Annotated in this window: 16 protein-coding genes and 1 pseudogene; 4 read left to right on the top strand and 13 right to left on the bottom strand. The window is 71.5% G+C overall.

Annotated features, from left to right (window positions below; translation table 11 throughout):
• The 11 genes and pseudogenes from AB0924_RS37445 to uvrC form a co-directional block, all read right to left on the bottom strand.
• Positions 1-242: pseudogene (locus AB0924_RS37445) on the bottom strand (glucose-6-phosphate isomerase); the annotation flags it as partial.
• 245 nt (positions 243-487) lie between these two features.
• On the bottom strand, positions 488-823 hold the full coding sequence (locus AB0924_RS37440; RefSeq protein ID WP_003957010.1) for an RNA polymerase-binding protein RbpA: 336 nt from the start codon (positions 821-823) through the stop codon (positions 488-490).
• Positions 824-1,033: 210 nt separating this feature from the next.
• Positions 1,034-1,264 (bottom strand): preprotein translocase subunit SecG, encoded by a 231-nt coding sequence (secG, locus tag AB0924_RS37435; RefSeq protein WP_358939699.1) that lies wholly within the window; start codon positions 1,262-1,264, stop codon positions 1,034-1,036.
• A gap of 113 nt (positions 1,265-1,377) precedes the next feature.
• Entirely contained in the window at positions 1,378-2,154 is a 777-nt protein-coding gene (tpiA, locus tag AB0924_RS37430; protein ID WP_366913868.1) for a triose-phosphate isomerase, read from the bottom strand.
• Positions 2,155-2,159: 5 nt separating this feature from the next.
• Positions 2,160-3,371: a phosphoglycerate kinase gene (locus tag AB0924_RS37425; RefSeq protein ID WP_358939656.1), complete on the bottom strand. Its 1,212-nt coding sequence runs from the start codon at positions 3,369-3,371 to the stop codon at positions 2,160-2,162.
• Positions 3,372-3,515: 144 nt separating this feature from the next.
• On the bottom strand, positions 3,516-4,526 hold the full coding sequence (gene gap / locus AB0924_RS37420) for a type I glyceraldehyde-3-phosphate dehydrogenase (protein ID WP_358939658.1): 1,011 nt from the start codon (positions 4,524-4,526) through the stop codon (positions 3,516-3,518).
• A gap of 296 nt (positions 4,527-4,822) precedes the next feature.
• The gene (locus AB0924_RS37415; protein WP_366913867.1) at positions 4,823-7,777 is read right to left on the bottom strand and encodes a M14 family zinc carboxypeptidase; all 2,955 of its coding nucleotides are present in this window, start codon (positions 7,775-7,777) and stop codon (positions 4,823-4,825) included.
• 151 nt (positions 7,778-7,928) lie between these two features.
• Positions 7,929-8,918 carry a DNA-binding protein WhiA gene (gene whiA, locus AB0924_RS37410; RefSeq protein WP_358939662.1) on the bottom strand — a complete coding sequence of 330 codons (990 nt, stop codon included), beginning with the start codon at positions 8,916-8,918 and terminating at the stop codon, positions 7,929-7,931.
• Positions 8,909-10,003, bottom strand: a complete 1,095-nt coding sequence (gene yvcK / locus AB0924_RS37405) for a uridine diphosphate-N-acetylglucosamine-binding protein YvcK (RefSeq protein ID WP_358939664.1) — start codon at positions 10,001-10,003, stop codon at positions 8,909-8,911. The genes whiA and yvcK overlap by 10 nt, the downstream gene beginning before the upstream one ends.
• Positions 10,000-10,989, bottom strand: a complete 990-nt coding sequence (gene rapZ / locus AB0924_RS37400) for an RNase adapter RapZ (RefSeq protein WP_358939666.1) — start codon at positions 10,987-10,989, stop codon at positions 10,000-10,002. Before rapZ ends, yvcK begins: the two co-directional genes overlap by 4 nt.
• Entirely contained in the window at positions 10,986-13,244 is a 2,259-nt protein-coding gene (uvrC, locus tag AB0924_RS37395; protein ID WP_366913866.1) for an excinuclease ABC subunit UvrC, read from the bottom strand. Before uvrC ends, rapZ begins: the two co-directional genes overlap by 4 nt.
• A 326-nt stretch (positions 13,245-13,570) precedes the next feature.
• Between uvrC and AB0924_RS37390 the strand changes: the two genes are divergently transcribed.
• Positions 13,571-14,518, top strand: a complete 948-nt coding sequence (locus AB0924_RS37390; RefSeq protein WP_358939670.1) for a hypothetical protein — start codon at positions 13,571-13,573, stop codon at positions 14,516-14,518.
• Positions 14,519-14,539: 21 nt separating this feature from the next.
• Here the strand turns inward: AB0924_RS37390 and AB0924_RS37385 are convergent, their stop codons facing one another.
• A complete protein-coding gene (locus tag AB0924_RS37385) occupies positions 14,540-14,965 on the bottom strand; it encodes a Rieske (2Fe-2S) protein (protein ID WP_358939672.1) in 426 nt (141 codons plus the stop codon).
• 283 nt (positions 14,966-15,248) lie between these two features.
• Between AB0924_RS37385 and AB0924_RS37380 the strand changes: the two genes are divergently transcribed.
• On the top strand, positions 15,249-16,373 hold the full coding sequence (locus tag AB0924_RS37380) for a LacI family DNA-binding transcriptional regulator (protein ID WP_366913865.1): 1,125 nt from the start codon (positions 15,249-15,251) through the stop codon (positions 16,371-16,373).
• Positions 16,370-17,281, top strand: coding sequence for a carbohydrate kinase (locus AB0924_RS37375; RefSeq protein WP_358939676.1), 912 nt, complete (start codon positions 16,370-16,372; stop codon positions 17,279-17,281). The genes AB0924_RS37380 and AB0924_RS37375 overlap by 4 nt, the downstream gene beginning before the upstream one ends.
• A 90-nt stretch (positions 17,282-17,371) precedes the next feature.
• On the opposite strand, the gene uvrA is transcribed toward AB0924_RS37375, so the two are convergent.
• Positions 17,372-20,416: an excinuclease ABC subunit UvrA gene (gene uvrA / locus AB0924_RS37370; protein ID WP_366913864.1), complete on the bottom strand. Its 3,045-nt coding sequence runs from the start codon at positions 20,414-20,416 to the stop codon at positions 17,372-17,374.
• Positions 20,417-20,641: 225 nt separating this feature from the next.
• Here uvrA and AB0924_RS37365 point away from each other — a divergent pair, with 225 nt between their 5' ends.
• Positions 20,642-21,328, top strand: coding sequence for a maleylpyruvate isomerase family mycothiol-dependent enzyme (locus AB0924_RS37365; RefSeq protein WP_366913863.1), 687 nt, complete (start codon positions 20,642-20,644; stop codon positions 21,326-21,328).
• Positions 21,329-21,331: the final 3 nt, after the last annotated feature.

Raw genomic sequence — 21,331 nt, 5'->3', positions numbered from 1 at the left:
CGCAGGCCGAAGACGTCCGTCGCGGCGGCGAGTTCCCGCAGCAGGGCCAGGGTCTCGTCGGTGACCAGGTGCTTGCTGTAGTCGATGTGCAGGTCCCCGACCTGCAGCGTGTACCCGGTGCCGCGCCGCGGGTCGGCGGCGAACAGGTCCCGCAGACGGGTGTCGGCCAGCTCCTCCCGGTGCTTGGCGAGAGCGCTCCACTCGGGCGTCTGGTTGAGCCTGGTACGGCCGTCTGCGTTCATCTCGACGTCAGCCTTCTCTCCTGCGACCTGTCCTGCTGTGTACCTTGCCCCGCTGCCGGTCCCAACCTAGTTGATCAGCACCGGGGACGAGCGCTCATGGCGTCGTCCACGCGGGCAACAACAGGTACGTCCGGCTTGCGGGCAGGTGTCAGCACGATGGCGGCGGAAATGCGGAACGCGGCCGTGCGCGGGACCCCGCTACAAATGCGGCCAGGCGCCCATGGGCACCCGGCCGGTTGCAGGTCTCAGATCTCGCCGCGCAGTTTGGCGAGGGCTTCGGCGAGGATCGCCTCGCCGTCCGCGTCGCTGCGCCGCTCCCGTACGTACGCGAGGTGCGTCTTGTACGGCTCGGTGCGCGGCGGGTCCGGCGGGTTGTCCCGGTCCTGGCCGGCCGGGAAGCCGCAGCGCGGGCAGTCCCAGGTATCGGGCACCTGCGCGTCGCTGGCGAAGCTGGGCTGGGTCTCATGCCCGTTGGAGCACCAGAAGGAGATGCGCAGACGCGGCGCGGACTCGCCGCGCTCGGCCTCGCCCATCGGCCCCGCCCCGACCCGGCTACCTCGGATCGCGTTGCCACTTGCCACGGTCGTAACTCCCTGCGTGATGGTGCCGCAAAGCGAGTCGGCGTTTCGCTTCGCTGCGAGCGCCTCAGTCTACGTAAGGCCCAACGCGCGTCCAGTGATTGGAGTTACCGGCCCCGCACCTAGACGCAAGCCCCATGATAGGCCGCGCACAGGAGCGCGTACCGAACATGGGGCCTTACGTACGGAATGGATGTACCTGGGCGGTGCGGATCAGCCGTTCGACTTCATCAGCAGGCCGAGGACGACGATGCAGGCGAACCACAGGAGCCCGATCACGATGGTGATCCGGTCCAGGTTGCGCTCGGCGACCGAGGAGCCGCCGACGGAGGACTGCATGCCGCCACCGAACATGTCGGAGAGGCCGCCGCCCTTTCCCTTGTGCATCAGCACCAGCAGCATCATCAGCAGGCTGAAGACGATCAGGGCGATCGAGAACCCCAGAACCACGGCTGGACCAACTTCCTCGGAATCGGATGGACGACGGGGGCACGGCACCTGGCCATGCCCCCGCAAGGGTACGACGAATCGTCGTTACCGCCTACTCACGGCCTCGATCACTGATCGCGGAACCGAACGATCTTCACGAACTCGTCGGCGTCCAGCGAGGCACCGCCGACCAGGGCGCCGTCGATGTCGGCCTGCGCCATGATCTCGGCGACGTTGCCCGACTTCACGGAGCCGCCGTACTGGATGCGGACCTTGTCGGCCAGCTCCTGGGAGTACAGCTCGGCGAGCTTGGCGCGGATGGCGGCGCAGACCTCCTGGGCGTCCGAGGCGCCGCAGACCTTGCCGGTGCCGATGGCCCACACGGGCTCGTAGGCGATCACGGTCGTCTCGGCCTGCGCGGCCGGGATGTCCTTCAGCCCGCCCTCGACCTGGGCGAGGGTGTGCGCGACGTGGTTGCCCGCCTCGCGGACGTCCAGCTCCTCGCCGACGCACAGGATCGGGGTGAGGCCGTGCCTGTGGGCGGCCTTGACCTTGGCGTTGACGAGTTCGTCGGTCTCGTTGTGGTACTGCCGGCGCTCGGAGTGGCCGACCACCACGTACGTGCACTTCAGCTTGGCCAGCATCGAGCCGGAGATCTCGCCGGTGTAGGCGCCGGAGTCGTGCGCCGACAGGTCCTGGGCGCCGTACTTGATCCTTAGCTTGTCACCGTCGACCAGGGTCTGCACGGAGCGCAGGTCGGTGAAGGGCGGCAGGACGGCGACCTCGACGGCCTCGTAGTCCTTGTCGGCCAGGGCGAAGGCGAGCTTCTGGACGTGCGCGATGGCCTCGAGGTGGTTGAGGTTCATCTTCCAGTTGCCCGCCATCAGCGGCATGCGCGTGCTCATTAAGGTCAGTCCTCCAGTGCGGCGAGGCCGGGGAGCGTCTTGCCCTCGAGGTATTCGAGGGAGGCGCCGCCACCGGTCGAGATGTGGCCGAATGCGTTCTCGTCGAAGCCGAGCGTACGCACGGCCGCGGCGGAGTCACCGCCACCGACGACGGTGAAGCCGTCGGTTTCCACGAGTGCCTGGGCGACCGCCTTGGTGCCCTCGGCGTAGTCGGGGTGCTCGAAGACGCCCATCGGACCGTTCCAGAAGACGGTCGCGGCGTCGGCGAGCTTCGAGGCGTAGAGCTCCCGGGTCTTCGGGCCGATGTCCAGGCCCTCCTGGTCGGCGGGGATCTTGTCCGCGTCGACCACGCTGTGCTCGGTCGGAGCCTTGGCCTTGAGGTCCGGGAACTCCGGCGAGACCACGACGTCGACGGGCAGCAGCAGCTCGACGCCCTGCTTCTGAGCGCGCTCCATGTACTCGGTGACGGCCGGGACCTGGTCCTCCTGCAGGAGGGAGATGCCGACCTCGTAGCCCTTGGCCTTGAGGAAGGTGTAGGCCATGCCGCCGCCGATGAGGAGGCGGTCGGCCTTGCCGAGCAGTTCGTCGATGACGGCGAGCTTGTCGGAGACCTTGGCGCCGCCGAGCGCGACGACGTAGGGGCGCTTGACGTCCTCGGTGAGCTTCTTCAGGACGCCGACCTCGGTGGCGATGAGGTAGCCGGCGTAGTGCGGCAGGCGGGCCGGGAGGTCGTACACGGAGGCGTGCTTGCGGTGCACGGCGCCGAAGCCGTCGCCGACGTACACGTCGGCGAGGGCGGCGAGCCGGTCGGCGAACGCGCCGCGCTCGGCGTCGTCCTTGGCCGTCTCGCCCGCGTTGAAGCGGAGGTTCTCCAGGACGGCGACCTGGCCGTCGCCGAGACCGGCGACCGTGTCCTGGGCGGACCGGCCCACGGTGTCGGCCGCGAAGGCCACGGCGGAGCCGAGGAGTTCACCCAGGCGGGAGGCCGCCGGGGCGAGGGAGAAGGCGGGGTCCGGGGCGCCCTTGGGGCGGCCCAGGTGCGAGGCGACGACCACCCTGGCGCCCGCGTCCGCGAGGGCCTTCACGGTGGGCAGGACGGCGCGGATGCGGCCGTCGTCGGTGATGGTCCCGTCGGCGAGCGGCACGTTGAGGTCGGCGCGGACGAAGACCCGCTTTCCGCTCACGCCGTCGGCGAGAAGTTCGTCGATCGTCTTCATGGGGTGGACTCCTGAGGAGGGCTCTTGATGCCCCTGATCGTATGAGGGCGTGGTCCGTACGCGAGACAGGGCCCGGGCAGCGCGACGGTGCGCTGCCCGAGCCCTGCTCTCACTTCAAGGTCCTGCTGCTGTGATCTCGGACGATCAGAGCTGGTCGCCGACGAAGACCGTGAGGTCGACGAGGCGGTTGGAGTAGCCCCACTCGTTGTCGTACCAGCCGAGGATCTTCACCGAGTTGCCCTCCTGAACCATGGTCAGGGAGGAGTCGAAGGTGCAGGAGGCCGGGTCGCCGACGATGTCCGAGGAGACGATCTCGTCCTCGGTGTAGGCCAGGAAGCCCTTGAGGTCTCCGTCCTCGGAGGCCTTCTTGAACGCGGCGTTGACCTCGTCCTTGGTGACCTCGCGCTGGAGCGTCACGACGAGGTCGGTGGCGGAGCCGGTGGGCACCGGCACGCGCATCGCGATGCCGTCCAGCTTGCCCTTGAGCTGCGGCAGGACCAGCGCGGTGGCCTTGGCGGCACCCGTGGTGGTCGGGATGATGTTCTCGGCGGCGGCACGGGCGCGGCGCAGGTCCTTGTGCGGGAAGTCGAGGATGCGCTGGTCGTTCGTGTACGCGTGGACCGTCGTCATCAGGCCCTTGACGATGCCGAAGTTCTCGTCGAGCACCTTCGCCATCGGCGCCACGCAGTTGGTGGTGCAGGAGGCGTTGGAGATGACGTGGTGGTTCGCCGGGTCGTACTTGTCCTGGTTGACGCCCATCACGATGGTGATGTCCTCACCCTTGGCCGGAGCCGAGATGAGGACCTTCTTGGCGCCGCCGGCGATGTGCTTCGCGGCGTCTTCCTTCTTGGTGAAGATGCCGGTCGACTCGATGACGATGTCGACACCCAGCTCGCCCCACGGGATGTCGGCCGGGTTGCGCTCCGACAGCACCTTGATGGTGTGGCCGTCGACGGTGATGGTGTCGGCGGTGTGGGAGACCTCCTGCTTGAGGCGGCCCAGGATCGTGTCGTACTTCAGCAGGTGCGCGGTGGTCGCGGTGTCACCCAGGTCATTGACGGCCACGACCTCGATGTCCGCACCCTGCTGCAGCAGTGCGCGGAAGTAGTTACGCCCGATGCGGCCGAAGCCGTTGATGCCTACGCGGATCGTCACGAACCGATCTCCTCGTTGGTACGCCGGCCATGCGGTGCCGGCGAGCTGTATTTGGGATGTCCCCGACCACCCCCGACCCTACCCCTCCGGGGGGCCCGAGGTGACATCGAGATGCCGCATACACGGGCAGGCGGTCCGTACCCGTCAGTAGGGTACGGACCCTCCCGGATCGGCATTCGTTTCACTCCTATTTGTTACGGAATGCGAGTGCCCGATGGAGCTCTTGTCACTCGTTCGTGAGCGGGTCGGCTCACCTGATGACCAAGCCTCGCCGCACCGTTGAGAGGGGGTTCCGCTCACCTGTCGAGTGCGGCCAGCGCCTTCCCCATGACGGCTGCCCGGTCGGCGGCGGACGGCACCTGTTCCAGGCCGAATCCGAGCAGCACCGTGTCGTCGGTGGTGACCGCTCCGTAGGTCTGGAACAGGGTTCCGGTTCGCGTCCAGTCCTTCAGCACCGCCGGGCTGCCCGCGGGCGGTCCGTCCACCTTCCAGGCACCGAGGGACGACTCGAATCCCTCGGTGTCCTTCGCCGTGCCCCCGACGACGAGGGAGGCGTCGTCGGCGAGGACGCCGTGTCCGCCGCTGCCCGGGTCGGTGACGTAGGCGATGGAGACCTCCACCGTCCGCCCGGCGTAGGCGCTGAGGCCGAAGCCGGCCTGCCGCCAGCCTCCGGAGCTGCCGGTGAAACTGTGCCACGAGCCGGTGGTGCCGGTCGCGGCGCAGGTGGTGTCCCCGAGCGTCAGGTAGTGCCCGAGCCACGGGTGCTCACCGATCAGGAAGCCGGCTCCGCACTCGGCCGGTACGGAGTCGGTGGTGGCCCCGCCCGTCTCCGGCAGAGTCGTCCAGTCGCCGGCGCCCACGGTGTGCGCCTCGATCACCGCGTGGTCGTAGCCGGGCTCGGTGTCCCACAGCAGGCGGGTGGAGAGCGTGGGCCGCTCCGCCGCGGTGACACCGGTGAGGTCGATGGTGCGGGTGAGGCGCTTGTAGGCGTCGTCGGTGTGCACCGCGGCGGCCATGGCGGAGCCGCTGTACGGGCCGTAGGGGTTGACGGTGCCGGCGAACCGGCCCGCGCCCTCGCTCCTGAAGTGCGGGTACGTGGACGGGGACAGCTCGTCGGAGGTGACGCCGTAGGTGCCGGCCCGGTCCAGCGGGTTGCCGGGCGCGTCGCCGAGGGCGCCGCTGTAGCCGTCGAGGCCGCCCGAGCCGGTGAAGCCGGTGGCCCCCTTGGTCGAGGTACGGCTGTAGGCGCCCAGGTAGTACTGGCTGAAGTCGTTCGAGAGGGTGCCGTCGCCCAGGTCGACGCTGCCGCCGGCCAGCTCGCCGGCCTCGATCAGCTTCCCGCCCTCGTTGAGGTAGGCGCGCAGCTGGAGCTGGGTGGCGTTGCCCGGGCCGCCCGTGCCCGAGTAGTGCACGACGGTGCGGAAGTGCTTCAGCACGCCGAGGGCGTCCGGGGCGCCCCGCCCGGCCACGTCCCACACGACCGCCCGGTGCCCGGCGGCCCGGAGCGCGTCCGCGTACTTCCCCGCCTCGGCGGCGCTCGCGCCCTCCTCGGCGACGACGAGGGTGTCCGCGCGGGGCCGCTCGGCGACGGTGTACGTGAAGTGCGGGCCGGTCACCTTCCCGCCCTTGCCTGCCTCGCCGGTGAACCACACCTCGACCCGGTCACCCGGCCTGCCCCCGGGCACCGTGGCCCGGTACTCGTCGAAGTAGAGGTTGTCCTCCCCGCCGTAGGTCCGGCCGCCCTTCCAGGGCCGCAGCGGCCGCTCGTGCGTACGGCCGCCGTTGACGCGGTACTTGAGCTTCTTGCCGCGGACCGCCTTGCGGACGACGGCCGAGACCTCCTGGCCGGTGCCCCGGGAGTACGACGTGGTGAACGCGGCCGGGGTGATGTCCGCGGCGTCGAGCCCGACCGAGGAGACCGGCCGGTCCGGGTGGGCGGCGGTCTCGGCGACGGAGAGCGCGAAGGGGACGTTCTTCACGAACTCCTGCTGGATCAGCTTCTCGTCGTCGGGGAAGTTGAACACCGACTGGCAGTCCTGGGCCTTCCAGGCGTCGTCCGGATCGACGTCCGAGGCGGTCTGACAGGTCGACATCTCCGGGGTGAACATCGAGACGCCGTTGACGTTCGAGGCATGGCCGTCCGCCTCGCCGTTGGTGGTGTACAGCTCCGAGGAGAGCTGTGAGTGGTAGCCCGGAACGGCCGGCCGGGCGGGGGTGCCGGCGAGCGCCCGGTAGAGGACGTCGTCGGGGGTGGGCGTGGCCACCTGCCAGCCGACGCCGTACAGCAGGAGTTCGGCCGCGGAGTGGTAGTTGACGGCGTACTTGAATCCGACCCGCTTCTCGAGGGCGTCGAGGGCCTTGGTCTCGGGCTCGGAGCCGGGGCTCGCGCCGCGGTAGGTCTGGCTGGTGGGGCTGGGGGACGAACCCTCGTCGTCGTAGCCCCACTTGTAGGCGAAGTTGCGGTTGAGGTCGACGCCGTCACCGGTGCTGATGACACCGTCGCCGTTGACGTCTCGGAGGTTCTTGCGCCACAGGCGGTTGCCGGGGCTCTTGAAGGTGTAGTCGTAGCCGTCGGGGTTGGCCGAGAGGACGAACCACAGCTCGGTCGAGTCGACGATCTTCCTGATCCGCCGGTCGGTGCGGTAGTTGTCGAGGTAGTAGTGCATCAGGCGGCGGGTCGTCTCCGGTGTGATCCACTCGCGCGCGTGCTGGTTGGACATGTACAGCACGGAGGGCTTGGAGCCGTCCTTCGACTTCCTGGCGTCCGTGGTCAGCCTGAGCGCGAGGATGTCCTGGCCGCCGACGGTCCTCCCGATGGACTCGACCTTGGTGAGGCCGGGGTTGGCCCGCGCCGTCCGCAGGATCTCCTCCCGCAGGCCGCCGGCGCCGCTGTACGGGCGGAACACGCCCTGGGCGGCGCCCTTCAGGCGGGCCTCGGTCCGGACCGGCAGGGTGTGCTCGGTGAGCCGGACACCCTGCTGCTCGAGCCTCCTCGCCTGCCGCTCGGTCAGATAGACCTCGACGGCGGTCCGGCCGCCGGTGGTCACCTGCTCGGACAGCTCGCGGCCGTCCTGGCCGGCCGCGAGGAGCAGGGGCACCTGCTGGCGGGTGACCTGGGCGCGGAAGACCTTCACCTCGTCGGGGTGGGACGGGGCGGGACCCGCGCCCTGCGCCCGGGCGACGGGTGTGAGGCTCGCGGCTCCGGCGAGAAGCGCGCCGACAGCGAGGATCGATCTCGCTCTGTGTCTCATGAACCCCCCTAGGGCCTGACCGCCACAGCGACGACCAGGCTGCCAGGTTCATGTCACTCCATGATCGAGTCAAGGGCGTCTCATGGACACGCAAACGCCGGTGCCGGCAGCCCAAGTGGGCACCGGCACCGGCGAGTTGGCGTGACGTGGGTCAGCCCGCCAGGTTGTCCGCCAGCTCCTCGGAGAGGTTGGACTCCGTGCCCGGAATGCCCATGTCGGAGGCGCGCTTGTCGGCCATCGCCAGCAGCCGGCGGATCCGGCCCGCGACCGCGTCCTTGGTGAGCGGCGGGTCGGCGAGCGCGCCCAGCTCCTCCAGGGAGGCCTGCTTGTGCTCCATGCGCAGGCGCCCGGCGGCCGCGAGGTGCTCGGGCACCTCCTCGCCGAGGATCTCCAGGGCCCGCTGGACCCGGGCGCCGGCGGCCACCGCGGCGCGGGCCGAGCGGCGCAGGTTGGCGTCGTCGAAGTTGGCGAGCCGGTTGGCGGTGGCCCGCACCTCGCGCCGCATCCGGCGCTCCTCCCAGGCCAGCACCGACTCGTGCGCGCCGAGCCGGGTCAGCAGGGCGCCGATCGCGTCACCGTCACGGACGACCACCCGGTCCACCCCGCGCACCTCGCGGGCCTTGGCCGCGATCGACAGCCGGCGGGCGGCGCCGACCAGGGCGAGCGCCGCCTCCGGTCCGGGGCAGGTCACCTCCAGGGAGGAGGAGCGGCCCGGCTCGGTCAGCGAGCCGTGCGCCAGGAACGCCCCGCGCCAGGCGGCCTCCGCGTCGCAGGTGGCCCCCGAGACCACCTGCGGGGGCAGGCCGCGGATCGGACGGCCCCGGCCGTCGACGAGGCCGGTCTGGCGGGCGAGCTGGTCGCCGCCCGCCACCACCCGCACGACGTAGCGCGAGCCGCGGCGCAGGCCGCCGGGCGCCATCACGATCAGTTCCGAGCTGTGGCCGAAGATCTCCAGGATGTCCCGCTTGAGCCGGCGGGCGGCCATCGCGGTGTCCAGCTCCGCCTCGATCACGATGCGCCCGCTCACCAGGTGAAGGCCGCCGGCGAACCGCAGAATGGCGGAGACCTCCGCCTTCCTGCAGCAGGTCCGGGTGACGGGGAGCCGGGAGATCTCGTCCTTCACCGCTGCCGTCATCGCCATGGGCCGATCCTTCCATGCATCCGAAAAATACGGTCGTACGCGGCGGCCAACAGCTCCGGGTCGTGCCTGGGGCTTCCGTCGGTCCGGGCCACCGGCGCCAGCTCGACCGCGGCTCCGAGCCGCTTGGCGGCCTCGGTGAGCGAGTCGCGGTCGGGCACGGCGGCCTCGTCGGCCAGCACCACGTCCAGGGCGAGTTTAGGGGCGTGTCGCCCCAAAACCTCCAAATGACGCTGCGGGGAGAAGCCCTCGGTTTCTCCGGGCTGCGGGGCGAGGTTCAGCGACAGTACACGGCGCGCCTTGGTCGCGGTGAGGGCGTCCAGCAGCTCGGGGACGAGCAGGTGCGGGATGACCGAGGAGAACCAGGAGCCGGGGCCGAGCACCACCCAGTCCGCGTCCAGGACCGCGGCGACGGCCTCCGGGACGGCGGGCGGGTCGTGCGGCACGAGGTGCACCGACTGCACCTCGCCCGGGGTGAGAGCCACCGTCGCCTGGCCGCGGACGGTGTCCACGTCCTCGGGGCGCTCCGGGTCGTGCCCCTTGACCAGGGCCTGCAGCTCCAGCGGCACCGCGGACATGGGCAGCACCCGCCCGTGCGCGCCGAGCAGCTTGCCGACCAGGTCCAGAGCCTGGACGTGGTCCCCGAGCTGCTCCCACAGGGCCACGATCAGCAGATTGCCGACCGCGTGGTCGTGCAGGTCGCCCTGGGACTGGAAGCGGTGCTGGATGACCCTGGCCCAGGTCTGGCCCCAGTCGTCGTCCCCGCACAGCGCGGCCAGCGCCTTGCGCAGGTCGCCTGGCGGCAGCACGCCCAGTTCGTCGCGCAGACGCCCGCTGGAGCCGCCGTCGTCGGCCACCGTGACGACGGCGGTGAGGTCACCGGTGATCCGGCGCAGCGCGGCGAGCGAGGCGGACAGGCCCATGCCGCCGCCGAGCGCGACGACCTTGGGCTGTGCGCCGCGCCTGCGGGGCCGGCCGCCCCGCGTCTCGGCCGGGCGGACCGCCCCGCCGTCGGCCGTCGCGCGGCCCGAGCGGCTGTCCGGCGCCATCCGGCGCAGCCGGCTCAGCCGCCGTGTACGTTCCGTCATTCCCGTCCCATGTCCCGGTGTACGACCACCGTCTCCACGCCCTCGGCCACGAGGCGCGCGGCGAGCTTCTCCGACATCGCCACCGAGCGGTGCTTGCCCCCGGTACAGCCGATGGCGATGGTCACGTACCGCTTGCCCTCGCGCCGGTACCCGGCCGCGATGAGGCGCAGTAGCTCGGCGTACCGGTCGAGGAACTCCTTGGCGCCGGGCTGGTTGAAGACGTACGCGGCCACCTCCTCGTTGAGGCCGGTGTACGGGCGCAGCTCCGGGACCCAGTGCGGGTTGGGCAGGAAGCGCATGTCCGCGACCAGGTCGGCGTCGACCGGGAGGCCGTACTTGAAGCCGAAGGACATGACGGTGGCCCGCAGCTCGGGCTCCTCCTCACCGGCGAACTGGGCGTCCATCTTGGCGCGCAGCTCGTGCACGTTGAGGCTGGAGGTGTCGATCACCAGGTCGGCGTCGCCGCGCAGCTCACGCAGGAGTTCGCGCTCGGCGGCGATGCCGTCGACGATCCGGCCGTCGCCCTGCAGGGGGTGCGGGCGGCGCACCGACTCGAAGCGGCGCACCAGGGCGTCGTCGGAGGACTCCAGGAAGACGATCCGCCGGGTGACGTGCTTGGCCTCCAGGTCCGCCAGTGACTCGCGGAGGTTGTCGAAGAAGCGGCGGCCGCGCACGTCGACGACGACCGCGATCCGGGCCACGTTGCCCTGGGAGCGGGCGCCCAGCTCGACCATGGTCGGGATGAGGGCGGGCGGCAGGTTGTCGACGACGAACCAGCCGAGGTCCTCCAGACACTTCGCCGCCGTCGACCGGCCCGCTCCGGACATGCCGGAGATGATCACCAGCTCGGGGATGGCCGCCTCGGCGGGGCCGGCCGCTGTGACGTCCGTACTCACCTGTGCTCCGTTGTCCTGAACCGGCTGCGGCGGCTGGTTCCCGCCCGCTTCCCCGTGCGCCTGTTCTCGCTGTGCGTCGTGCTCGGTCATGTCTCCTGCCCCCGTCGTTCGTCCGGGAGGCCCGCGCTCACGGGCTCCCCCGCGGAACCCGCCGTCGTTTCGGGTTCCTCGTCCTCAATGATCTCTCCGGTCGCCGTGTTCACGGCGGGTCCGGCCGGGACCGCCCCGGCGAGTGCCGCGGCGATGGTCTCGGCCGTCTTCCGGCCTATCCCGGGCACTTCCTGGATCTGCTCGATTGTGGCGGACCGCAGCCTCTTCACCGAGCCGAAATGCTTGATGAGCGCCTGTTTGCGGGTGTCGCCGAGGCCGGGCACGTCGTCCAGGGGGCCGGCACGGAAACGCTTGGCGCGCTTGGTGCGCTGGTAGGTGATCGCGAAGCGGTGGGCCTCGTCGCGGACGCGCTGGAGCAGGTACAGGCCCTCGCTGGTGCGGGGCAGGACCACCGGGTCGTCCTCGCCGGGCACCCAGACCTCCTCCAGGCGCTTGGCGAGGCCGCACACGGCGATGTCGTCGATGCCCAGCTCGTCCAGGGCCCGGCGGGCCGCGGCGACCTGCGGCTGCCCGCCGTCGACGACGACGAGCTGGGGCGGGTAGGCGAACTTCCTGGGGCGGCCGTCGTCGTCCTTGAGGGCGCCGTCGATCACGTCCGTGCCGGTGAGCGGGACCGCCGTGCCGCCGGTGGGCGGGGTCCCGCCGCCGGTGGGCGGGGTCCCGCCGCCGGTAGCCGCGGTCCCGCCATCGGTGGGCGCGGCCCCTTCGCCGGTGAGCGCGGTCCCGCCGTCAGCGGGTACAGCCTCGTCGCCGGTGAGCGGGGTCCCACCATTGTCGAGCGGGGTCCCGCCGCCGGTCGTCGCGTCCTCGCCGTCGGCCCACTCCCCCGTGCGCTCCTTCTCGGCGAGGTAGCGCCGGAAGCGGCGGCTGATCACCTCGTGCATGGAGCGGACGTCGTCCTGCCCGGCGAAGCCCCGGATCTGGAAGCGGCGGTACTCGCTCTTGCGCTGCAGCCCGTCCTCGAAGACGACCATGGAGGCGACCACGTCGTCGCCCTGGAGGTGCGAGATGTCGTAGCACTCGATCCGCAGCGGCGCGCTGTCCAGGTCCAGGGCCTCGGCGATCTCCTCCAGCGCGCGCGAGCGCGTGGTCAGGTCGGAGGCGCGCTTGGTCTTGTGCAGCGCGAGGGCCTGCAGGGCGTTGCGCTGCACGGTCTCCATGAGGGCCTTCTTGTCGCCGCGCTGCGGCACGCGCAGCGAGACGTTCGCCCCGCGGCGGCCGGCCAGCCACTCCTGGACCGGCTCGACCGGCTCGGGCAGGGCCGGGACCAGGACCTCCTTGGGTACGGCGTCCCCGCTCTCCTCGCCGTAGAGCTGCTGCAGGGCGTGCTCGACGAGGGCGCCGGTGGTGACGTCCTCGACCTTGTCCGTCACCCAGCCGCGCTGGCCTCGCACCCGGCCGCCGCGCACGTGGAAGATCTGCACCGCCGCCTCCAGCTCGTCCTCGGCGACGGCGATGAGGTCGGCGTCGGTCGCGTCGGCGAGCACGACCGCGTTCTTCTCCATGGCCTTCTTCAGGGCCCCGATGTCGTCGCGCAGGCGGGCGGCCCGCTCGTACTCCATCTCCTCCGCGGCCTCCGTCATCCGGCTCTCCAGCCGGCGGAGGTACGTACCGGTGCGGCCGGCCATGAAGTCGCAGAACTCCTCGGCCAGCTCCCGGTGGTCCTCCGGGGTGATCCGGCCGACACAGGGGGCGGAGCACTTGCCGATGTAGCCGAGCAGGCAGGGCCGGCCCGTGCGGGCGGCGTTCTTGAAGACACCGGCCGAGCAGGTGCGCACCGGGAAGACGCGCAGCAGCAGGTCGACGGTGTCCCGGATGGCCCACGCGTGCGCGTACGGGCCGAAGTACCTGACGCCCTTCTTCTTGTGACCGCGCATCACCTGTACGCGCGGGAACTCCTCGTTCATCGTCACCGCGAGGTACGGGTAGCTCTTGTCGTCGCGGTACTTGACGTTGAACCGGGGGTCGTACTCCTTGATCCAGGAGTACTCCAGCTGCAGGGCCTCGACCTCCGTGGACACCACGGTCCACTCCACGGACGCGGCGGTGGTCACCATCGTCCGGGTGCGGGGGTGCAGGCCCGCCAGGTCCTGGAAGTAGTTCGCCAGGCGCTGGCGCAGGCTCTTCGCCTTTCCGACGTAGATCACCCTGCGGTGCTCGTCACGGAACCTGTACACCCCCGGGGAGTCCGGGATCTCACCCGGCCTGGGGCGGTAGCTGGAGGGGTCGGCCATGCTTCACACCCTACTGGCGAGCACCGACACCGCGTCGGGCCTGTGGACGGCGCACCTGGGGCGGGCACTCCCGGGGGCGGGTGAGGTCGGCCGGAAATCGCGCGTGCGGGGGCCGTGACCCGGCCAGAGCGGACCGCGACCGGTCCACGGTGTTGTCGGGGCATGGTCAACACGCTTCAATGCGTGGGAACTCGGGGCCGTGCCCACCGGGCGCGGACGCGACGTGCGCGGAGACGGGCGTGCCCGGGCGTCCACGGGGGTGGATCCGCGCCCGCGCCAGCGGTCTGACCAGCCGTCGTGACACCTTCACAGAAAGGCCTCTGCCTATGCGGCACGCCACACAGCACGCGGACGTTCCCATCGCCGAACTGGACACGGCCCTGCGGGGCGGCCCGTTCCATGTGGCGCTGCGCGCCGCGATCGCCGCCCGCGGACTGCCGCTCCAGCGGGTGCAGCACCATCTCTCCCGCCACGGGGTGAGAGTCGGCATCACGAGTCTGAGCTACTGGCAGCAGGGGGCCCGGCGCCCCCAGCGCCCCGAGTCGCTGCGCGCCGTGCGGGCCCTGGAGGAGATCCTGCGGCTTCCGGACGAGTCCCTGATCCGGCTGCTCACCGAGGCCGGCGGGCCGGGGCCGGCCGGCCTCCGCCCGGCCCGCTCCTACCGCTCCTTGGCGGCCGCCTGTGACGCCGGGAACCGGCTCCGGGCCGATCTGGGCTGGTCCCTGGACGGGGGGCTGCACACCCTGGGCCATCACGAGCGCGTCCGGATCGGCGCCCGGCGCGAGCTGGCCGGCCTGGAGTCCCACCACATCGTGCGGGCCCATCGCGACGGCGTCGACCGGTTCGTCGCCGTCCACCACGGCGACCCCGGCTGCAGCCCGGACGCGATGGCGGTGCGCGCCCTGGAGAACTGCCGCACCGGCCGGGTCCGCTGGGACCAGGACACCGGTGTGCTGGTGGCGGAGCTGCTGTTCGGCACCCGGCTGCGCTCCGGCGACACGTTCCTCTTCCGCTTCGGCGTCGAGGACGGCACGGCGGGAGTCTCGGGCGAGTACGTCCACCGGTCCGGTTTCCCGGGCGGCCAGTACGCGCTCCAGGTGAGCTTCGCGGCGGAGGCGCTGCCCGCCCGCTGCCACCGCTTCACCCAGCACAGCCCCGCCGCCCCGCGCGGTGGCCGGCAGGAACTGCGGCTCAGCGCGCCGCACCACGGCGTCCATGTGGTCGAGCCCCGGATCCGGCCGGGGCTGGTGGGCATCGCGTGGGAGTGGGAGTGACCCCGCCGGGAACGAACCGGATCAGGCGCCGGGCCCGGCGATGATCCGCCCCTTCGAGGCGCGGATCGGGAGCTCGCCGAGCGGCTCGGTGGCCGGGGCCTGCAGCACCTTGCCGGTCACCGCGTCGAACTCGCTGCCGTGGCAGGGGCAGATCAGGGTGGTGCCCTGAAGCTTGTTGATGACGCAGCCGGCGTGCGTGCAGACCGTGCTGTAGGCCTTGAGCGCGCCGCCCGCGTCCCGGCTGACCACCACGTTCCGGTCCCGGTAGAGCTTGGCGCCGCCCTTGGCGACCTCGCTCTCGGCGCCGAGGTCGACCGGCGTGGTCGGGGCGGCGTCGGCCGAGTCGTCGCCCGGGGCCGAGCAGGCGGCGAGTCCCAGGCCGGCGGCCGGGGCCACGGCGGCTCCGCGGAGGACGGTACGGCGGCTCGCTGACGATCGGGCGGGCATCAGGATCTCCACTGCTCAGGGGGCGTGCAGCCCGACGATACCCGGGCTCGTCCGGGGGCCGGGGGGCGGGTCGGGGACGGAGGCGGACGGGCGGCGAACCCTGTGGACGAGGGCGGCGGCGGGGCGAGCGCCGACGCGTAAACGTTTGCGCAAGCGTTTACGCGGGCGGTGGGGATGGGATACCTTCCCGGCCGAAGGGCCACCCCCCGCCGTCCGTGGCTCCAGCGGCTCACGGCTCTGGGGGCTCGGACACTTCAGTCAGCCGGAGAGAAGGGATGACGCGATGCCCACCATGGCGGACGTGGCCCGCAGCGCCGGAGTCTCCGTGGCGACCGTCTCCCACGTGCTCAACGGCACGCGTCCGGTGCTGCCCCACACCCGGCAGGCCGTACTGGACGCCGTCGACGCCCTCGGCTACACCCCCAACACCCTGGCCCGCTCCCTGGTGACGTCCCACACCCGCTCCATCGGTCTCGCGGTCTCGGCGATCAGCAACCCGTACTTCACGGAGATCCTCCAGGGGGTCGAGGCGGCCGCCCGGGAGGCGGGCTACAGCCTCCTCATCGCCGATCCGCACGACGACCCCGCGCACGAGCGCCAGGCCGTCCAGCTCCTCCACGAACGCCGGGTGGACGGCGTCATCGTCGCCCCGTCCGCCCACCCGAGCGACCTCGTGGCCTATCTCGGACGGCACGCCGTGCCCGCCGTGTTCCTCGACCGGGTGCTCCCGGCCCGCGACCACGCCGGCGGCGGCCCGACGCTCGGCCGGGCCCCCTTCGATCAGGTGTGCGCCGAGAACACCGGCCCGATGGCGGACCTCGTCGGTCATCTCGTGGCGCTGGGCCACCGCCGGATCGGCCTGGTAGCGGGTCTGCCCGGCCTCAGTACCACCCAGGAACGGACCGCCGGGTACCGGCAGGCCCTGACCGCCGCCGGACTTGCCTATGACGAGGATCTCGTGGTGTCCGGTCACTCGGAGTCGGCCGGCGCCGAGCGGGCGACGGCCGCGCTGCTCTCGCTGCCCGCTCCGCCCACCGCCCTCGTCACGGCCAACAACGCCATGACGATCGGCGCCCTGCGCACCCTGCGCGAGCGGAGTCTGGCCGTGCCGGACGGCATCGCCCTGTGCTGCTTCGACGACTTCGCCTGGGCCGACCTCTTCTCGCCCCGGCTCACCGCCATCGCCCAGCCCAGCAGGGAGCTCGGCGCCCGGGCCGTCCGCGTGCTCCTGGAACGACTGGCCGCGCCGGACCGGCCCACCAGGACCGTCCGGCTGCCCTGCGCGTTCGTCCACCGCACCTCCTGCGGGTGCCCGGAGCGGCGGGACGGGGCCCCGGGCCGCCCGCCGGCCGGGACCGGCGGGACCACCGAACCATCCGCGCCTCTGGAGAGGGGAACCGCCTCGTGATCGTCGTCGCCGGAGAGGCACTGATCGACCTGGTACCGCGCGCCCCGGGCGCCCTGGCCGACCTGAAGCCGGCGCTGGGCGGCGGCCCGTACAACACCGCGGTGGCCCTCGGCCGTCTCGGCTCCCCGACCGCCTTCTGCTCCCGCGCCTCCCACGACGCCTTCGGGGAGGCCCTGCTCGACGGGCTGCGACAGGCCGGGGTGGAGGTGTCGGACGTACAGCGCGGCCCCGAGCCGACCACCCTGGCCGTCGCCACGGTCGACGCCGATGGCTCGGCCGCCTACTCCTTCTACGTGGACGGCACCGCCGACCGCCTCTTCACCGCCCCCGCCGCTCTTCCCGCGGGGACGCGCGCGGTGTCCTTCGGCACCTGCTCGCTCGTCCTGGAGCCCGGGGCGAGCGCCTACGAGAAGCTGATGCGGGACGCGGCCGCACAGGGCCTGTTCACCGCCCTCGACCCCAATATCCGCACCGGGCTGATCCCGGACGCGGACGCCTACCGGGCGCGCTTCCGCGGCTGGCTGCCCTCGGTGACGCTGCTGAAGCTGTCCGCGGAGGACGCCGAGTGGCTCGGCGGCACTCCACGGGAGTGGCTGGCCGCGGGGCCTTCGGCCGTCGTGGTCACCCGGGGCGGCGAGGGCCTCACCGTGCACACCCAGGACGGCGCGGAGTACTCCGTGCCGGGCGAGAAGGTCGAGGTCGTGGACACCATCGGCGCCGGGGACACCGTGAACGCGGCCCTGCTGCACGGACTGGCCGCGCAGGACGCGCTGTCGCCCCGGGGGCTCGCTGCGCTGGGACCGGACGGCTGGCGGCGGCTGCTGCGGTTCGCGGCGCGCGCGGCTGCGGTCACCTGCTCCCGGGCGGGGGCGGAACCGCCGTTCGCGGCCGAACTGGGCGAGCTGTAGCCCCTCCCCCGGTACACAGGCGGCGCCCCGCGGGGAGTTCCCGCGGGGCGCCGTCTGCGTGACGGCGCGTCAGGAGCGCCGTCGGTGGCCTCAGGCCTTGCGGGCCCGGGCCGTCTTCTTCGCCGGTGCGGCCTTCTTCGCCGCTGCCGCCTTCTTCGTGGCGGCGGTGGCCTTTCCGGTGGCCGTGTTGTTGGCCTTGGCCGTCACCGTCTTCTTCGCCGTGGACCGGGCGGCGGCCGTCTTCCTGGCCGCCGTGCCGCGCGGTGCCTTCACCGGTGCCGCGTCGCTGACGCGGTCGGCGCCGAGGACCTCGCGCAGGAACTTGCCGGTGTGGCTGGCCGGGACCCCGGCGACCTCCTCGGGCGTGCCCTCGGCGACCACGAGACCGCCGCCGGCGCCGCCCTCCGGTCCCATGTCGACGAGCCAGTCGGCGGTCTTGATCACATCGAGGTTGTGCTCGATGACGATGACCGTGTTGCCCTTGTCGACCAGGCCGGAGAGGACCTTCAGCAGCTTGCTGATGTCCTCGAAGTGCAGACCGGTGGTCGGCTCGTCCAGGACGTAGACCGTGCGGCCGGTGGAGCGCTTCTGCAGCTCGCTGGCGAGCTTCACGCGCTGCGCCTCACCACCGGACAGGGTGGTCGCGGACTGGCCGAGGCGGACGTAGCCGAGGCCGACGTCCTTGAGCGTGCGCAGGTGCCGGGAGATGGACGGGACGGCCTCGAAGAAGTCGGTCGCCTCCTCGATCGGCATGTTCAGCACCTCGGCGATGGACTTGCCCTTGTAGTGGACCTCCAGGGTCTCCCGGTTGTACCGGGCGCCGTGGCAGACCTCGCACGGGACGTAGACGTCCGGGAGGAAGTTCATCTCGATCTTGATCGTGCCGTCGCCCGCGCAGTTCTCGCAGCGGCCGCCCTTGACGTTGAAGGAGAAGCGGCCGGGCAGGTAGCCGCGGACCTTCGCCTCGGTGGTCTCCGCGAACAGCTTGCGGATGTGGTCGAAGACGCCGGTGTAGGTCGCCGGGTTGGACCGCGGGGTACGGCCGATGGGCGACTGGTCGACGTGCACGACCTTGTCGACCATGTCGTCGCCGTCCACGCGCGTGTGCCGTCCGGGTACGTTGCGCGCGCCGTTCAGCTCGCGCGCCAGGTGCGTGTACAGAATGTCGTTGACCAGCGTCGACTTGCCGGAGCCGGACACGCCGGTCACGGCCGTGAACACACCGAGCGGGAAGGACACGTCGATGTCCTGCAGGTTGTTCTCCCGTGCGCCGTGCACGGTGAGCTGCCGGGACGGGTCGCGGGGGCGCCGTACGTCGGGCAGCGGGATCGACTTGCGGCCCGAGAGGTACTGGCCGGTCTGCGACTCGGTGTTGGCGAGCAGTTCCTTCAGGGAACCGCTGTGCACGACCTTGCCGCCGTGCTCGCCGGCGCCGGGGCCGATGTCCACGATCCAGTCGGCGACCTTGATGGTGTCCTCGTCGTGCTCGACGACGATGAGCGTGTTGCCCATGTCGCGCAGCCGGACCAGGGTCTCGATCAGCCGGTGGTTGTCCCGCTGGTGCAGGCCGATGGACGGCTCGTCCAGCACGTACAGGACGCCGACCAGGCCGGAGCCGATCTGGGTGGCGAGGCGGATGCGCTGGGCCTCGCCGCCGGAGAGGGTGCCGGCCGCGCGGTTGAGCGAGAGGTAGTCGAGGCCGACGTCGACCAGGAACTTCAGCCGTTCGTTGACCTCCTTCAGGACCCGCTCGGCGATCTTCTTGTCGCGGTCGTTCAGCTTCAGTTCGCCCAGGAAGTCCGCGCAGTCGCTGATCGACATCGCGGCGACCTCGGCGATGGACTTCTCCATGACCGTCACGGCCAGGACGATCGGCTTCAGGCGCGTGCCCTCGCAGGAGGGGCAGGGCACCTCGCGCATGTAGCCCTCGAAGCGCTCACGGCTGGCGTCGCTCTCGGCCTCGCTGTGCCGGCGCTTGACGAAGGGCACCGCTCCCTCGAAGGGGGTGGTGTACACGCGCTCGCGGCCGTACCGGTTGCGGTAACGGACCTCGATCTGGGTCTTGTGGCCGTACAGCAGGGCCTTCCTCGCCCGCTGGGGAAGGCCCGCGAAGGGGATGTCGGTGCGGAAGCCGAGGGCGTCCGCGAGGGCGCCGATCAGACGGCCGAAGTAGTCCTTGGTGTGGCCGTGCGACCAGGGGTGGATGGCGCCCTCGTCGAGGGACTTGTCCTCGTCCGGGACGATCAGCTCGGGGTCGACCTCCATGCGCGTGCCGATGCCGGTGCACTCGGGGCAGGCGCCGAAGGGCGAGTTGAAGGAGAAGGAGCGCGGCTCCAGCTCCTCGAAGGACAGGTCGTCGTACGGGCAGTAAAGGTGCTCCGAGTACATGCGCTCGCGCTCGGGGTCGTCCTCGGGGAGGTCGACGAAGTCGAGCACGACCATGCCGCCGGACAGGCCGAGCGCGGTCTCGAGGGAGTCGGTGAGCCGGCGCTTGGCGGAGTCCTTGACCGTGAGGCGGTCGACGACCACCTCGATGGTGTGCTTCTCCTGCTTCTTCAGCGTGGGCGGTTCGGAGAGCTGGACGGTCTGGCCGTCGACGCGCGCGCGAGAGTAGCCCTTGGTCTGCAGGTCCGAGAAGAGGTCGACGAACTCGCCCTTGCGCTCGCGCACCAGCGGCGACAGCACCTGGAAGCGGCTGCCCTCCGGCAGCTCCAGGACCTTGTCGACGATGGCCTGCGGCGACTGCCGCGAGATGGGGCGGCCGCACTCGGGACAGTGCGGCTTGCCGATGCGCGCGAAGAGCAGACGCAGGTAGTCGTAGACCTCGGTGATGGTGCCGACCGTCGAGCGCGGGTTGCGCGAGGTCGATTTCTGGTCGATGGAGACGGCCGGGGACAGACCCTCGATGAAGTCCACGTCCGGCTTGTCCATCTGGCCGAGGAACTGCCGGGCGTACGAGGAGAGCGACTCCACGTAACGCCGCTGTCCCTCGGCGAAGATCGTGTCGAAGGCCAGCGAGGACTTGCCCGACCCCGACAGGCCCGTGAAGACGATGAGCGAGTCGCGCGGGAGGTCGAGCGAGACATTCTTGAGGTTGTGCTCGCGCGCTCCACGGACGATGAGACGGTCGGCCACGCCGGTCCGCACCTTTCTAGAGAGAAGTGACAGGGGCCGGGGCCCCCGTGCTTCTTCGAGACTAGGGGGAGCCACTGACAGCGCCGGTCGGATTCCGGGATGCATAACAATCGCGGGCCCTTCTGCATGCCCGGCGCCACCTTCGACGATATAGCACGTGCTTTCGATTTACGGGCGAGCTTCACCACCTTCACCCGAAGGGATGGCGCGGCTAGGGTCAGGGCCATGATTGATCACGCTCATGACCTGGCATGTGTGCGGGACGCGACCGAGCGGCTCCTCACCGCTGTCGCCAAGCTGGACAACGCCTCGACGGCCGAGCCGTCACGCCTGCCCGGCTGGACCCGCGGACACGTCCTCGCCCACCTCGCCCGCAACGCGGACGCCCTCGTGAACGTTCTCGAGGGCCGGCCCATGTACGAGAGCGCCGAGGCCCGGGACGCCGACATCGAGCGGGACGCCCCGCGCCCGCCGGCCGCCCAGCTCACCGACGTGCGCGAGAGCGCCGACCGTTTCCAGCGGGCGGGGGCCGTGCCGGCGGACTGGACGCGCACGGTGGAGCTGCGCAACGGCGTCACCGACTCCGCGGCCCGGCTGCCGTTCCGGCGGTGGGCCGAGGTCGACCTGCACCACGTGGACCTCGGGATCGGCTACGAGCTGGAGGACCTTCCGGCGGAGTTCACGGAGCGCGAGACCGGCTTCCTCGCGGACCGCTTCGCCGGACACCCAGAGGTCCCGGCGACCCGCATCACCGACGGTACGCACGCATGGCGCACCGGCCGTGAGGCGGCCGTGGCCGAGGTCACGGTGAGCGGCGCGCCGGCTGACCTGCTGGGCTGGCTCGCCGGACGCCGCGAGGGGGCCGCGCTGGAGGTGGCGGGAGGACCGCTGCCGAAGCTGCCTCCGCTGTAGCGC

Origin of the sequence: Streptomyces sp. NPDC047869, assembly GCF_040704065.1 — a bacterium.
Lineage (GTDB): Bacteria > Actinomycetota > Actinomycetes > Streptomycetales > Streptomycetaceae > Streptomyces.
Note: the sequence above shows the minus strand (reverse complement) of the source record. Positions and strands in the feature narration are given on the sequence as shown.

Excerpts from the sequence above, each read along its gene's own strand:
- tpiA (WP_366913868.1), bottom strand. The coding sequence starts at position 2,154 with ATGAGCACGCGCATGCCGCTGATGGCGGGCAACTGGAAGATGAACCTC.
- AB0924_RS37425 (WP_358939656.1), bottom strand. The coding sequence starts at position 3,371 with ATGAAGACGATCGACGAACTTCTCGCCGACGGCGTGAGCGGAAAGCGG.
- AB0924_RS37415 (WP_366913867.1), bottom strand. The coding sequence starts at position 7,777 with ATGAGACACAGAGCGAGATCGATCCTCGCTGTCGGCGCGCTTCTCGCC.
- whiA (WP_358939662.1), bottom strand. The coding sequence starts at position 8,918 with ATGGCGATGACGGCAGCGGTGAAGGACGAGATCTCCCGGCTCCCCGTC.
- yvcK (WP_358939664.1), bottom strand. The coding sequence starts at position 10,003 with ATGACGGAACGTACACGGCGGCTGAGCCGGCTGCGCCGGATGGCGCCG.
- rapZ (WP_358939666.1), bottom strand. The coding sequence starts at position 10,989 with ATGACCGAGCACGACGCACAGCGAGAACAGGCGCACGGGGAAGCGGGC.
- uvrC (WP_366913866.1), bottom strand. The coding sequence starts at position 13,244 with ATGGCCGACCCCTCCAGCTACCGCCCCAGGCCGGGTGAGATCCCGGAC.
- AB0924_RS37390 (WP_358939670.1), top strand. The coding sequence starts at position 13,571 with ATGCGGCACGCCACACAGCACGCGGACGTTCCCATCGCCGAACTGGAC.
- AB0924_RS37385 (WP_358939672.1), bottom strand. The coding sequence starts at position 14,965 with ATGCCCGCCCGATCGTCAGCGAGCCGCCGTACCGTCCTCCGCGGAGCC.
- AB0924_RS37380 (WP_366913865.1), top strand. The coding sequence starts at position 15,249 with ATGCCCACCATGGCGGACGTGGCCCGCAGCGCCGGAGTCTCCGTGGCG.
- AB0924_RS37365 (WP_366913863.1), top strand. The coding sequence starts at position 20,642 with ATGATTGATCACGCTCATGACCTGGCATGTGTGCGGGACGCGACCGAG.